The 14,647-nt window shown below is 43.7% G+C and carries 14 protein-coding genes; 12 read left to right on the plus strand and 2 right to left on the minus strand.

Features of this window, described 5'->3' with window-relative positions; all coding sequences use genetic code 11:
- Positions 1-559 precede the first annotated feature (559 nt).
- The 9 genes from ACS8E3_RS10865 (at position 560) to ACS8E3_RS10905 (ending at position 9,380) form a co-directional block, all read left to right on the plus strand.
- Entirely contained in the window at positions 560-2,272 is a 1,713-nt protein-coding gene (locus ACS8E3_RS10865; protein ID WP_439244173.1) for an acetolactate synthase 3 large subunit, read from the plus strand.
- Positions 2,272-2,769: an acetolactate synthase small subunit gene (ilvN, locus tag ACS8E3_RS10870; RefSeq protein ID WP_439244112.1), complete on the plus strand. Its 498-nt coding sequence runs from the start codon at positions 2,272-2,274 to the stop codon at positions 2,767-2,769. Before ACS8E3_RS10865 ends, ilvN begins: the two co-directional genes overlap by 1 nt.
- 167 nt (positions 2,770-2,936) lie before the next feature.
- Positions 2,937-3,953, plus strand: a complete 1,017-nt coding sequence (gene ilvC / locus ACS8E3_RS10875; protein WP_439244114.1) for a ketol-acid reductoisomerase — start codon at positions 2,937-2,939, stop codon at positions 3,951-3,953.
- Positions 3,954-4,300: 347 nt separating this feature from the next.
- On the plus strand, positions 4,301-4,726 hold the full coding sequence (locus ACS8E3_RS10880) for a hypothetical protein (RefSeq protein WP_439244116.1): 426 nt from the start codon (positions 4,301-4,303) through the stop codon (positions 4,724-4,726).
- A gap of 260 nt (positions 4,727-4,986) precedes the next feature.
- Positions 4,987-5,199: a cold-shock protein gene (locus ACS8E3_RS10885; RefSeq protein WP_439244118.1), complete on the plus strand. Its 213-nt coding sequence runs from the start codon at positions 4,987-4,989 to the stop codon at positions 5,197-5,199.
- Between the two features lie 346 nt (positions 5,200-5,545).
- Positions 5,546-6,139 (plus strand): DUF421 domain-containing protein, encoded by a 594-nt coding sequence (locus tag ACS8E3_RS10890; RefSeq protein WP_439244120.1) that lies wholly within the window; start codon positions 5,546-5,548, stop codon positions 6,137-6,139.
- 332 nt (positions 6,140-6,471) lie between these two features.
- On the plus strand, positions 6,472-7,221 hold the full coding sequence (locus tag ACS8E3_RS10895; protein WP_439244122.1) for an electron transfer flavoprotein subunit beta/FixA family protein: 750 nt from the start codon (positions 6,472-6,474) through the stop codon (positions 7,219-7,221).
- Between the two features lie 168 nt (positions 7,222-7,389).
- Positions 7,390-8,322: an electron transfer flavoprotein subunit alpha/FixB family protein gene (locus ACS8E3_RS10900; protein WP_439244123.1), complete on the plus strand. Its 933-nt coding sequence runs from the start codon at positions 7,390-7,392 to the stop codon at positions 8,320-8,322.
- 245 nt (positions 8,323-8,567) lie between these two features.
- Positions 8,568-9,380 (plus strand): 2OG-Fe(II) oxygenase, encoded by an 813-nt coding sequence (locus ACS8E3_RS10905; RefSeq protein ID WP_439244125.1) that lies wholly within the window; start codon positions 8,568-8,570, stop codon positions 9,378-9,380.
- A gap of 32 nt (positions 9,381-9,412) precedes the next feature.
- Here ACS8E3_RS10905 and ACS8E3_RS10910 read toward each other — a convergent pair whose 3' ends face one another.
- Positions 9,413-10,207 carry a TrmH family RNA methyltransferase gene (locus tag ACS8E3_RS10910; RefSeq protein WP_439244126.1) on the minus strand — a complete coding sequence of 265 codons (795 nt, stop codon included), beginning with the start codon at positions 10,205-10,207 and terminating at the stop codon, positions 9,413-9,415.
- An 81-nt stretch (positions 10,208-10,288) separates the two neighbouring features.
- Complete coding sequence (locus ACS8E3_RS10915) at positions 10,289-11,272, minus strand: class 1 fructose-bisphosphatase (RefSeq protein WP_439244127.1); 984 nt, start codon at positions 11,270-11,272, stop codon at positions 10,289-10,291.
- Positions 11,273-11,752: 480 nt separating this feature from the next.
- Between ACS8E3_RS10915 and ACS8E3_RS10920 the strand changes: the two genes are divergently transcribed.
- From ACS8E3_RS10920 to ACS8E3_RS10930, 3 genes are all read left to right on the plus strand, one after another.
- Positions 11,753-12,826 carry an aspartate carbamoyltransferase catalytic subunit gene (locus ACS8E3_RS10920; RefSeq protein WP_439244128.1) on the plus strand — a complete coding sequence of 358 codons (1,074 nt, stop codon included), beginning with the start codon at positions 11,753-11,755 and terminating at the stop codon, positions 12,824-12,826.
- A 130-nt stretch (positions 12,827-12,956) separates the two neighbouring features.
- Positions 12,957-14,138 carry a dihydroorotase gene (locus ACS8E3_RS10925; protein ID WP_439244175.1) on the plus strand — a complete coding sequence of 394 codons (1,182 nt, stop codon included), beginning with the start codon at positions 12,957-12,959 and terminating at the stop codon, positions 14,136-14,138.
- Entirely contained in the window at positions 14,131-14,616 is a 486-nt protein-coding gene (locus tag ACS8E3_RS10930) for a DUF2127 domain-containing protein (protein WP_439244130.1), read from the plus strand. Before ACS8E3_RS10925 ends, ACS8E3_RS10930 begins: the two co-directional genes overlap by 8 nt.
- Positions 14,617-14,647: the final 31 nt, after the last annotated feature.

Below are 14,647 nucleotides of genomic sequence, written 5' to 3' on the forward strand. Positions count from 1 at the left end.
TGAATGTTACAAACTGATTTTGATGCTACAAAATTTAAAGCTAGATAGCTTACGCAAAGACACTAAGACGCAATCGTAATAATGATTATTAGTGAGTTTAAACTCTTTTATCTTTGGTGATTAAGTGACCTATTAGCCTTTATTGTAGTAACGCTTTATTGGTATTTGGTTAGTACTTGAATAATAGAAAGCCTCTTTTATAGATGCACTCGCATCTAGTCATCATATATCGATATACCTCCTCACAAAACTGACCTTAAAATGGCTGTGTTCAAGTAGCAAGCTGCTTTATGCTTTTTATAAAGCCAAGCTGTTTTTGCATAGTGAGTAGATACTCTTCTATGGACAAAGATAAGCACAATCTTGGGTAGTAGATTAAAGCATATAAGTTCTTATGCCCTGATCTATACTCATAAAAGCTGCATCTGCGCTGTAAATAAAGGTGATGATAGTGACGCAAACTACGCAAAGTCCGAATATGACCGGACACACGCAAACGGCTAACGCCGCCAAACATTTTGAAGAAAAGCAGCAGCAGCTTGCTGAGCATGAGCCTGTCATGCTCTCTGGTGCTGAGATGCTGATACAAGCGCTAACTGATGAAGGCGTCAAGTATATCTTCGGTTATCCCGGTGGCGCGGTCCTACATATCTATGATGCCCTGTTCCAACAGGAAGCTATTGAGCACATCTTAGTGCGTCATGAGCAAGCGGCCGGCCATATGGCCGATGCCTACTCGCGAGTGACGGGTAATACGGGTGTTGTACTTGCAACTTCAGGCCCAGGCGCGACCAATACAGTAACGGCTATTGCTACGGCCTTTATGGACTCAGTGCCGATGGTAGTGATCTCAGGGCAGGTACCTAGTAGCCTAATCGGTGAAGACGCATTCCAAGAGACTGACATGGTTGGCGTCTCGCGTCCAATCGTCAAACATAGCTTCCAAGTGCGTCATGCTAGCGAAATCCCAACCATCGTCAAAAAAGCCTTCCATATCGCAAGCTCAGGTCGTCCGGGTCCTGTCGTTATCGATGTGCCAAAAGACATGACAGCGCCAAGCGAAAAATACGTTTATGAGTACCCAGAATCGGTATCAATGCGCTCTTATCAGCCTTCACAAAAAGGTCATGGCGGTCAGATCAAACGAGCGGTTGAGACTTTATTAGCTGCGAAGCGCCCAGTAGTCTACTCAGGGGGTGGCGTAATTTGGAGTAACGCCTATGAGGAGCTTCGCGATCTTGCGCATCGTCTGAATCTACCCGTAACCAATACACTGATGGGCTTGGGTGCTTTTGATGGTACTGACGAGCAGTTTCTAGGGATGCTCGGTATGCATGGTACTTATGAAGCCAATATGAGTATGCATCACGCTGACGTTATCCTCGCAGTAGGCGCACGTTTCGACGATCGTGTTACCAACAATGTCAAAAAATTCTGCCCGAATGCGACGATTATTCATATCGATATCGATCCGGCTTCTATCTCAAAAACTATCTTCGCTCATATTCCTATCGTTGGTGATGTCAAATCCGTCTTGACTGATATGCTTGAGAGCGTAGGGAATGATAAGGAGCTTGATCAGCCTGCATTAACTGATTGGTGGTCACAGATAAATGAGTGGCGTAAGCGTCATGGCCTACGTTATGACACGAGCACTGAAAACGGTATTAAGCCGCAAAGCGTGGTACAAGCTTTAGATAAAGTAACCAATAGCAACGCTATTATCACAAGCGATGTCGGTCAGCATCAGATGTTTGCTGCCCTTTATTATACCTATAGAGAGCCGCGTCAATGGCTAAACTCAGGTGGCCTTGGCACAATGGGTGTGGGTCTGCCTTATGCTATGGCAGCTAAGCTGGCTTGTCCAGATCGCGACGTGGTGTGTATCACCGGCGAAGGCTCTATTCAGATGAATATCCAAGAGCTATCGACTTGCTTACAGTACAATCTGCCCGTCAAAATCTTGAATATCAATAATGCGCAGCTTGGCATGGTTAAGCAGTGGCAGGACATGCTATATGAAGGTCGTCATGCTCAGTCTTATATGAATTCTTTACCCGATTTTATAAAACTCGCTGAGAGCTACGGGCATGTCGGTATAAAGATTACCGATCCTGAAACCATGGAAGCACAAATAGCAGAAGCTATGGCGATGACTGATAAGCTAGTATTTATCGACGTCTATGTTGATCGTAATGAACACGTCTATCCGATGCAAGTTGCCGGACAGACAATGCGTGATATGTGGCTAACCAAAGGAGAGCGTACTTAATGCAACAACCACATCTGATCTCGGTATTAATGGAAAACGAAGCAGGGTCGTTGTCGCGATTGGTCGGCTTATTTTCGCAGCGCGGCTATAATATCGAAACCTTGAACGTCGCCCCAACCGATGATTCCACTATCTCGCGTTTGACGCTAACGACGATTACTTCTCCAGAAAAAATAGAGCAAATTACTAAGCAGTTGCATAAGCTCATTGAAGTCGTTAAAGTGCTTAACCTATCAGAAACGGTTCACGTTGAGCGTGAGCTGATGCTAATTAAAGTACGCGCGACCGGCAATGTCCGTGAAGAGATTAAGCGTAGCGCCGATATCTTTCGCGCGCAGATCGTTGATGTCAATGCTAGCTTATACACTATTCAAATCGTTGGTGATAAAGCCAAGCTTGACGGTTTCATCGACACTATTGGTCGTGAGCGCGTGCTTGAAGTCGTCCGCTCTGGCGTAATAGGCATTGCCCGCGGCGAAAAAACGCTAAGTGTATAAAAACTATTAAGTTTTGCTGTCTAAACTAACACTGTCAGTTATTACTATTTAAAAGGTGATAACTCAATATTCACAATAAGCTTATAGCGTACAATTATTAAAAAGATTGGCGATGCTATAAGCATTTACTAGCCATGGCTCTCCATGATTAAGGAAAAGGACTCTGTATGAACGTTTTTTATGATAAAGACTGTGATTTATCTATCATCCAAGGTAAAAAAGTCGCTATTATCGGTTACGGCTCACAAGGCCATGCTCACGCGTTAAACTTGCAAGATTCAGGCGTAGACGTCACAGTTGGTCTACGTGCCAACTCTAGCTCCAGAAAAAAAGCTGAAAACGCTGGGCTAAAAGTTGCAGAAGTAGCTGAAGCGGTAAAGGCCGCTGATGTAGTAATGATTCTGACGCCTGATGAGTTCCAAAAAGAGCTCTATAATAATGAGATCGAGCCGAATATCAAAGAAGGCGCAACGTTAGCGTTCGCTCACGGTTTTGCGATTCACTATAATCAAGTGGAGCCACGCAGTGATCTTGATGTCATTATGGTCGCGCCAAAAGCGCCTGGTCATACGGTGCGTAACGAGTTCACTAAAGGCGGCGGTATTCCTGATCTCATCGCTATCTATCAAGATGCTTCAGGTCAAGCCAAGCAGTTGGCCCTATCTTACGCTGCAGGCGTAGGTGGTGGTCGTTCAGGCATCATCGAGACCACATTCAAAGATGAAACTGAAACGGATCTATTCGGCGAGCAAGCAGTCCTTTGCGGTGGCGCAGTAGAGCTAGTAAAAATGGGCTTTGAGACGCTTACTGAAGCCGGTTATGCGCCAGAGATGGCTTATTTTGAGTGCTTACATGAGCTCAAGCTTATCGTTGATCTGATGTATGAAGGCGGTATCGCTGATATGAACTACTCTATCAGTAACAACGCTGAGTACGGCGAGTATGTAACGGGCACCGAAGTCATCAATGAGCAATCACGCGAAGCGATGCGTAATGCGCTAAAACGCATCCAGTCAGGCGAGTATGCGAAAATGTTTATCTCTGAGGGCGCGACGAACTATCCGTCAATGACTGCCCGTCGTCGTAACAACGCTGAGCATCAAATCGAGATTACTGGCGCTAAACTGCGCGGTATGATGCCTTGGATCGGTGGTAATAAAATTATCGACAAAGATAAAAACTAAAACTCAATTCAATGAGTTATCTCTGTAGTTTTAAAGTCTGATTTTTGAGATTTTAGTTTTATTAAAAACATTAACCCATGTTATCAGCTTGATAGCATGGGTTTTTTATAAATAGAAGGTTTATAGGCGAGCAAAAGAGGTGTCTAATCTAGCAATGAGCTTGAAAACTAATTGGGATTGCCTCATATAAACACTCACCTTAGTCTTTGAACCTGTTTTTTATAAAGCACGATATATTATATAAAGGGTTACTGTATACCTCGTAACTGTTGACCTAAGCGCGTCTCTCTAGACTAAGCGTAAAATAAGCCAAAATTAAATCTCATTCCCAAATTATAGGTTGTGTTGTGCAATTATCAAATCTAGACTGGCTAACGCCGCAGTTCGCATATATTACTCTTAGCGCCGTAGTCGCTGTTCTGATTTGGATCGAGTGCTCAATGCTCAAGCGTAGTGACGGTAAGCTCCCTAAATCAGCGCTCTTTAAGTTCAGCTCATTTGCAGATACCGCCTGGTTTTTTGTCTCAACAATCGCCTTATACGCCATAGATTTAGCGCCACTTGCTGTGGCTGTGCCAGCCGCTTATGGCATCTATACCGTCTTTGGCTGGATATATGGCACCCGACTGCTTAAGCGTAAAGGCATTCCAGACTCACCCTCAGATTTGGTCGTACCGGTTAAATATATAGCCTATAGCCAATCTTTTGCGCTGATATTCTTTGCTTTGTGCTTACTGGTATTAGCTTCTCCTTGGCTACCTATAGCAAATTAAATCTCCTTTATTATTTATGGACATAAGACTGACTCATTGGCAAGTAAAAGTTTACAAAAATTTCTAATTTAACCTGTTACTACTAATAAAAGCTGCTATAATCAAAGAATACTCGTAGGCTGTAAGCCAATAACTGTAAGCAATCGCTAAGATAAATTACGGTGTTTGGTTAAAGGTTTTCCTCCGAAGGTAGATGAGTATTTATCAATTAATCGGTGATGACCTATGTCTCACCAATCGTTTAAGAGTTAGGAAAAATTATGTCTGATAAAGTTGAAGGCACCGTAAAGTGGTTTAATGAAGCTAAAGGCTTTGGTTTCATCGCACAAGATAATGGTGGACAAGATGTATTCGCTCATTACAGCGCTATCCAAGGTAGTGGTTTCAAAACTCTAGCTGAAGGCCAAAAAGTATCATTTGTTTTAGGTGAAGGCCAAAAAGGTCCCCAAGCTGAGCAAATCGAAGCACTTTAAGTGTATTTCCTGTAAGTAATGACTGAGACTCAGTCAATCTTACTTGTAAATTTACACGCACAGATTACTATGTTGTGATAACAACAACCCTATTGTTTAGACTGTATAGCAAAAGCAACCTCTGATAAGGTTGCTTTTTTTTGTCTAAATTTTTGGATGAGTTCTATAAGCGATTGTTGATAAATAGCTAAACGCTTTTTTGAAGAAACATCGTCTTTAAGAAACATCGTTACTTACCAATGTTCAACAGCTTAAGAGACATAATAAAAAGAAAGTAACAAGGAAAACTCGATTGATATCTTACAATGAGTGTCATCTATAAAGTCAAAACTACTTGGATAAGAATATGGACTGGCAAACTTGGTTTTCGATTGATTGGCAACAAGTTGTCGGCATAGCGCTGTCAGTCATGGGGTTTTATTTCTTTCTGATATTATTTACTCGCATTGTCGGCTTACGGAGTTTCTCAAAGTTATCGAGCTATGATCTAGCTATGACTATTGGTATTGGTAGTATTTTGGCTTCTACCGTATTGTCAAAATCGACTTCGCTACTTCAAGGCGTGTTCGCCATTGGTATGCTGTTCACGTTGCAAGCGCTACTTTCTATTGTTAGACGAAAGTTCAAATCCTTTAAAGCGCTTATAGATAATCAGCCTATTATTTTGATGGCGAATGGAGAGTATCTTTATAATAATTTAAAACAAGCAAAATTAAGCGAGAATGATATCAAGCAAATTCTTCGTAAAAATGGTATAAAATCTAAAACGGAAGTTTTTGCAGTAATTATGGAAACAACAGCTGATATAAGCGTCATAAAAACCAGTGATACAAGTCCTGACTGGTCACTATTTGATGATATTCGGGATAATAAAATCTTGGTAACAGCCTACGATAACGGCATTGAGCAGAAAGGTAGGGTTGAGATATTTTCGAAATAATAACAAAAAGTTAAGCAATTCGTTGGTGACTGATGCTATAAAGGGTACTAATAACAAGGCTTTAGAAAAATTAGTAAGTCCATTATAATTTCAATTATAGTATTTATCCAAATGCTTATAAATTTATGACCCATTATTCACGGCGTCATCTTGACCTAAAAGCCTTGCTCACGCAAGATAGTCGGGTCTTATAAGCTAAGTGTAAACATTCATCACAGTTCAGCTTACTTACTATAGTGAACTTTGTGTCAAAGGTAAGATTAATAAAAGTAAGATTCATAATAGCCATCAATGAATGGCTTTAATTCATAATATTCATAAACGAGGAACGTATGAAAGCATTAGTCGCGGTCAAGCGTGTCATTGATTATAACGTAAAAGTTCGTGTCAAAGCCGATAATTCAGGTGTAGACTTATCAAACACTAAAATGTCTATCAACCCATTTGATGAAATCGCTGTAGAAGAGGCGGTACGCCTAAAAGAAGCAGGCGTCATCGATGAGATCATCGTCGCTTCAATCGGACCAAAAGAGTCACAAGAGCAGATCCGTGCAGCTCTAGCACTAGGTGCTGATCGTGGTGTACTTGTTCAAACTGACGAGAAGCCATACCCATTACAAGTGGCCAAAATCCTAAAGAATATCGCTGAAAGCGAGAGTACAGATATCATCTTGTTAGGTAAGCAAGCAATTGATGACGACAACAACCAAACGGGCCAGATGTTAGCGGCGCTAATGGGCGTGGGTCAAGGTACTTTTGCTTCAGAAGTCAAAGTAGAAGGCGACAAAGTAAACGTCACTCGTGAGATTGATGGCGGTCTGCAAACGGTTGCTTTAGATCTACCTGCTATTATTACTACTGACTTGCGTCTAAACGAGCCACGCTACGCTAAGCTACCAAACATTATGAAAGCGAAGAAGAAGCCACTTGACGAAAAAACGCCAGCTGATTTTGGCGTAGACATGGCCTCTAAGCAGCAGATCACTAAAGTTGAGCCGCCAGCAGAACGCAAAGCCGGTATCACTGTGAAGTCTGTAGATGAGTTGGTTGATAAGCTAAAAAATGAAGCTAAAGTAATCTAATTTAAACTATAGATTTGGCAGAGTGATAAACATGAATTCTCTCAAAATATAGCTTCTTCTAAGTTCTTTTATAAGATAGAGACTAGAGAATAAGATATATCACAGAAGCTGCCATCATAGATATTAAAGCACATAAACGATTACGCGAATATATAAAGGATAAGAACAATGGCCATTTTGGTATATGCAGAACATGACAATGCCAGTCTAAAAAAGGCAACCTTAAATACTATTGCCGCTGCGAAACAGATAGGTGATGACGTTCATGTACTAGTTGCTGGCAGTAGCGCACAAGCAGCTGCTGATGAAGCGGCAAAAGCTGAAGGCGTCAGCAAAGTCTTATTAGCGGATAATGCCGCTTACGAGCATCAACTAGCAGCAAACGTTGCGCTATTGGTAGCGGATATCGCTGGCGATTACAGCCATATTGTCGCTGCTGCTACCACAACCGGTAAGAACTTCATGCCTCGCGTTGCAGCGCTACTTGACGTTAGCATGCTGTCTGAGATCTCAGCAGTAGTAGATGCACAAACCTTTGAGCGTCCTATCTATGCCGGTAACGCGACTGCAACGGTGAAAACCTCTGAAGAAAAAGTAGTCTTAACTGTACGTACGACTGCTTTTGATCCAGTAGCAAGTGAAGGTGGTTCAGCTACCGTTGAAACTATCGATAATGTACAAGATGCAGGTAAGTCAAGCTTTGTCAATGAAGAAATGGCCGCCTCAGATCGTCCAGAGCTCACTTCAGCAGGTATCGTCATATCTGGTGGTCGTGCCTTGGCAAATGGTGAAAACTTCACTAAATACATTGAGCCTCTAGCGGATAAACTAGGCGCTGCTATCGGTGCATCACGTGCCGCTGTAGACGCAGGCTATGTTCCAAACGATATGCAGGTCGGTCAAACAGGTAAGATCGTTGCGCCGCAACTGTATATCGCCGCTGGTATCTCTGGTGCAATTCAGCATTTAGCAGGTATGAAAGACTCTAAAGTTATCGTGGCGATCAATAATGATCCAGAAGCGCCTATTGCTAGCGTTGCTGATTACTTCTTAGAAGCGGATCTATTCGAAGCTTTACCTGAATTGACTAGCAAAGTATAAGGCTTAAATCCTCATACTATCAATATACTTAATTTACATTACACGAGCCCTGCTATGATATAGCGGGGCTTTTTATTAGGCTGAGTTTTTATTGTGAGATAAGTTGATAGTTTATAAAAACACGCCCTAAACCTAAGTGTTATTGGTTAGGGCAGGGTTATTGGATACAGGCTTTGTTTAGTCTAATATATGACCCTATAATGCTATTAAGATAATTTTCATGGACGAGAGGAGAAAGAGTAAGTATGAATGCAATTTTACAATTAGAACCCACTTGGCAGCAGTGGATCGCAAAGAATATAGATCGCGGCGTTGCCTATCATAAAATCATTAACACGCTTTTTGAAAGAGGTTTTTATGGCGCAGCTTATGAGCTGATGTCGCAGCAATCAGGTACTATCAATCTCCCTTATATGGATATGAGTCATAACTCGATAGTTCTGCCGGATAAGACTGTTAGACTGGCATCGACTTTTTACCCTCCCTTTGTCGCTGTTATTGAGAGCTTCTTAAGTCATAAAGAATGTGATCAACTGATAAGCAGTACTGAAGGGAAAATGCGAGACTCTCGAGTTGTAAGCCCTGTCGATGGTACTTTTGCAGAGCACGATGCTAGAACCAGTAAAAGCTACGGCTTTCAACGCGGCGCTACGCCATTGATAACGACGATAGAAAATAGGATAGAAGCCTTATTACATTGGCCAGTGGTTCATGGTGAAGGGTTACAGGTTTTACAATATAGTAAGGGCCAAGAGTATCGCCCACATTATGATTTTTTTGATCCTAAAAATGAAAATTATCAAAAAAATATCGGTAAAGGCGGCCAACGCGTAGGTACTTTGCTGATGTATCTATCGGATGTAGAGGCTGGCGGCGGTACTAACTTTCCTAAGATAAATTTAGAAGTCAGACCCAAAAAAGGCATGGCATTATATTTTGCTAATACCAAGTTTGACGGTAGTATTGAACCTTTGAGCCTACACGCTGGCATGCCGGTGAGTAAAGGCACGAAGTTTTTAGCCACTAAATGGCTACGAGCGAACCCATATGTCAGCTAGTTATCGCTTGAAACCATAAGAGGTTAGGGATTTTAGCTATACTGTCTTTGCCGCAAAGTCTCGTATAGGCATAGCGACCCTGCGATAGCCACATTCAAGCTCTCTTGACCGTTGGGCTGCGGTAGCGCGATAGGGGTCGCGCACTGCATCAGCTCATCGCTAACCCCTTGACCTTCGTGACCCATAATCCAAGCAAGAGGCTTGCGCAAATCATGCTGATAGATAAGAGTATTGGTATGGGAGCTAGTGGCTAACAGCGGCACTTTGACTTTTTCTAGAATATTCTCAATACTCAAACCCTCAAAAATATCAAGTGCGAACTGAGCCCCCATGCCAGCTCGTAAGGTCTTAGGGGACCAAGCTTGGGCAGTAGCGGTAGTGCAGAGCACAGTATTAATACCCACAGCCGCTGCGGTACGTAGCAAAGTCCCGACATTGCCGCTATCTTGTACATCGTTTAGTATCAAACAATCCTCAGTAACAGACGACAGCTCAGGGCTAGGTATATCAATAATGGCCATAATATCGATACCCGCGCCTAAACTACGGATGCTGGCGTATAAAGAGTCGGATAAAACGGCAATGCTGGTATAAGTGGGCAAACGTCTGAGCACTTGCTGAACTTCTGGGTGCTGTTGCATGGACTCTGCTAATAACACTTGTACTAGCGGATAATCACTACGTAATACCGCATCTAGCAAATGTACGCCTTCGATGACAGTCTGACGCTGTTTTTTGCGCTGGCGAGCTTGAGTAAGTAGCGCCTTTGCTAGCTTTACCGCTTGGTTCTTATCCGAGGTAATGCGCTCGATAGGTCTGAGGGTCATAATCAATAACTTAAGTTAAGGGAACAATTTAAATAAAGACGAAAGACGGCAAAGCAAAAGCTGCAACTAAGCTAGCTGACCTTATTGATTATCTTGCGCTGAGTGTAGCTGTTTTACGTAATCCACTTCGTTTTTGCTACCGAGCACCACCGGTACGCGCTGATGAATATCGGTGGGTTCAATATCTAAGATACGTGTAACGGCATCTGTTGCCATACCGCCCGCTCGCTCTATGAGTAAGCTCATCGGATTGGCTTCATACATTAAGCGCAATTTACCGGCCTTGTTAGGATCTTTACTATCGAATGGATAGGTAAACAGACCACCGCGGCATAAGATCCGGTGCACATCGCCGACCATTGCTGCCACCCAGCGAGTATTAAAATCGCGGCCGCGTTCGCCAGTCTTGCCAGCGATCAGCTCGTCAATATACTGCTGCATAGGCGGCTGCCAGTAGCGATAGTTAGAGGCGTTGATAGCATACTCGCTAGTATCCGCATCGATTTGCACCTGGTCTGCTATCAGTAGATAATCACCAGTGTCTGGGTCTAGACTGAACATAACAACGCTATCGACAATGGTGAGTGCTAATACGGTAGACGTACCATATAGCAAATAACCAGCGGCTAATTGTTTATTGCCGGCTTGCAAAAAGTCCTTATCTGCACTGACTTGCCCTTGACTCTGATACGGCAAGATAGAAAAAATAGTACCCACTGCCATATTGATATCGATATTCGATGAGCCATCAAGGGGGTCAAACAATATAAGTAGACTACCGTTCTTATTAGCAGGCGTCGCATGATCGAGCTCTTCTGAGGCCACCCCTGCACAATGTTTATTGTTCGCTAAAGCCTCTAACAATAAGTCATTGGCTAACACATCGAGCTTCTTTTGCTCTTCGCCTTGGACGTTTTGATTACCCGCTTCTCCTAAGATGTCCGCTAAAGCGCCTTTTTGTAATAACTTTGAGATGGTTTTACCCACCTCAGTAACCGTCGTAATAAGCTCAGTGACCGCGGGGTTTGTGGAGTGTTCATTTAAATATTGTGCCAAGGTAATCATAGAGTTTCCTAAGAGGTATAAAGGTAGAGGTTAAAAGTATTGGGCAACGGAAGTTCAAAGCGCTCTAGTTGTTCAATAGTTATCCGATAATATTCGATACAATATGAGTGATTACTATTTTATTCTCATCGCTTATCTAGGGCTATTCTAGTGCTATCTGTGCTTGCAAAAATTATTAAACAGGCAATAATGCCTTAGCGTGATAAATAAGCGCGATAAATAGACAACACGGTGCCTTTGTGCGACTACTAAAATCAGCTACACTATCCTTATTACTGACTTTGCTACTGATTTGTTATTATCTTATCGACGACAGCAGTGCAGTCACGTAAAGTGTAGCAAATAAGTGCTATAAAGTCTTTTTGTCTGTGATTATAGGCTTGCTGTTAGCTCATAATTTTACAGCTTAGAGCCTCTAGATCTATATAAAACCCATTTTATAAAATCTTTCTTCTAAATTAATAATAAAGATTCGCGACTATGACAACTTCTAATGATACCCGTTCAACCGCTAATACCTCGCCCACGGACTACGCTAAGGTCGATCCTAGAGCTATCCACAAGCAGCTCGATATCTCTCTTAGTCGCCCGCAGCTCAACGACGATGGCAGAATCCGCCATTTTTTAGGGGTAGAAGGACTTAATAAGGCGCAACTTCAAAGCATCATCGCCAAGGCCGAGACTTTTATTGATGAAAAAGGGCAGTTACTGAACCGGCCTGAGCTTGAGGGTTGTACGGTAATGAATTTGTTCTTTGAGCCCTCAACGCGGACACGCACGACCTTTGAAGTAGCAGAAAAGCGTCTGGGCGCTAATGTGCTCAATATCGATATTGCGCGCTCAAGTACCAAAAAAGGGGAGAGTTTACGCGACACGCTATGGAACTTGCAAGCGATGACCGCGGATATTTTTGTGGTGCGTCACTCGGCTTCAGGAGCGGCGCACTTCATGGCCACAGAGGTCACCCCAGATATTGCTATCATCAACGGCGGTGATGGCTGGCACGCGCATCCAACCCAAGGCATGCTCGATATGCTCACGATCCACCGTGAAGCGCGGCGACCGTTTGAGGAGCTATCGGTGGCGATTATTGGCGACATTAAGCATTCACGCGTAGCACGCTCAGATATTAGTGCGCTACAAACGTTAGGGGTTAAAGATATCCGAGTGATTGCGCCGCGAACGCTTTTACCTAAAGGTATCGAGCGCTTTGGTGTAAATGTCTATGAAGATATGAATGAATGTGTCACCGACTGCGATGTCATTATGGGGCTTAGAATACAGAACGAACGGATTGGCTCGCCGCTGCTTGCCTCATCGAGTGAGTACTACAAACATTACGGCATCACCCCTGAGCGTGTCGCACTAGCCAAGCCTGATGCACTCATTATGCATCCAGGGCCGATGAACCGCGGCATTGAGATTGCATCTAGTGTGGCAGATGGCGTACAGTCGGTAATCTTAAAGCAGGTCAGTAATGGGGTGGCTATTCGTATGGCGGTGTTGGCTTTGGCGATGGAAGGACAGCGCGCGCATCAAGCGGCCCGTAGCTAAGATTTGTCAGTGACAGAGAGGCAAGGTCAAACAGACCCTAATATCCCGCTACGCTATTTTACTCTTATTTATACTCCTTATTGACACGGTAATAACGCTCATGACAACTTACACAAATTCTGATATTCAGATGCACAACTTACTCCCAGAAGCCTTCAAAAAATCACTGCCAGACACGGCGACGGCACAGTTAGCAACATCAGCAACTGATCGCGAGATGTGGGTATTACCGCCACTAGTTGATCTATGCGCGCGTCTGCGCGAACCGGGGCAACAGCAGCATGGTACGCTAATCTCAGAAGGACGTGCTGCTCGGGCTAATGGCTTTTTGCATGTGGTGATTCCGCCGGATACCAACCCCATTTTAGAAAATGGCTCGCTGCTCAAGGGCCTGCGTGAGCGCGCGCTTGAAGATGGCGGTATTTATTTGCATATCCTTGGTGCCTTGACCGAAGGCTTAAAAGGCGATAATCCCTCTAACATTGCCGGCCTAAAAAAAGGCGGCTGTATCGCTGTTTCAAATGCACGTCAGCCTTTCGCTAATGATCTAGTGTTATTGCGCACTTTAGAATATGCGGCCACTTTTGGTTTAAAAGTCTTTTTTTATCCTGATGAGCCAAGTCTCTCTGGTGAAGGGGTCGCGCATGAAGGCTACATTGCCTCATATCATGGTCTCCAAGGTATTCCTTGGATCGCTGAGACCGTGGCCTTATCTACGCAGTTATTGATGGTGGAGGAGACTGGTATTGCCGCGCACTTTAGTCAGTTGTCTTGCAAATCCTCAGTTGAGCTGATGCGCTGGGCGAAAGATAAAGGCTTGCCGGTGACTTGTGACGTGGCTATGCATCAATTGTATCTCACCGATGACAATTTGGAAGGGTTTAATGCCCAAGCTTATGTGTTGCCGCCGCTACGTAGTAACACTGATCAGCAAGCGCTGCGCCGTGGTCTACAGGACGGCACGATAGATGCGATCTGTAGTCATCACGAACCTCTTAATGCGACCGCCAAAAAAGCGCCTTTTGCTGAGAGCACCCCAGGCATTTCTAACTTCGATACTTTTATGGCGCTTGCTTGTCAGCTGGTACGTGATAAGATTTTAACCTTAAATCAGTTGGTCGATAAGATATGCCTTAATCCAGCAAAAATTGCCGGTATCAGCGCTCAGTATGAAAACACAGGTGGCGCAATCTTGGTAGATCCGAATGTGGAATGGCAAGTGACGAGCGAGACGATGCTTTCTAATGGCAAAAATACGCCGTTCTTTGCGCAGCAGCTGCAGGGCCGAGTTGTGGAGACTTTCTTTGTCTAACACGGCTAGGCCAAATAAAAGCGCGGCTAGCGAATCGATAAAAGCGGTTGCCCTTTACGAGATTGTCAAAGGCGTGGGCGCGCTGTTAGGGGCAGGAGCACTATGGCTATGGCACAGCGACCTTCAGCAATGGCTGATGACAGCGACGGTGTCTTGGCAGCAGTACTTTGGACAGCTATTAGCTCCGCAGGTTGAGAGCAGCGTCGCGATTGCGCAGCGAGCCAGTGAGAATTGGCCGTTATTTTTACTCTTTATCTGTATTTACGCGAGTATTCGTTTTATCGAGGCTTATGGCTTATGGCAAGATAGGACTTGGGCTTATTGGTTCAGCGTGCTTGGCTACGGTATATTTATTCCGGTTGAATTGTATTATCTGTTTGCTAGCCCTTTTGACTGGTTTAAATTATTCATCCTCATATTGAACGTTATCATTGTCATTGTGGTTTATCGCAATATGAAACGTAAAGGTTTGATATAACAGTGCTGCCGGCTAGGTTTTAGATAAGAAC

It is taken from the genome of Psychrobacter sp. 2Y5 (assembly GCF_051847375.1).
In the GTDB taxonomy this organism is placed as follows: Bacteria; Pseudomonadota; Gammaproteobacteria; order Pseudomonadales; family Moraxellaceae; genus Psychrobacter.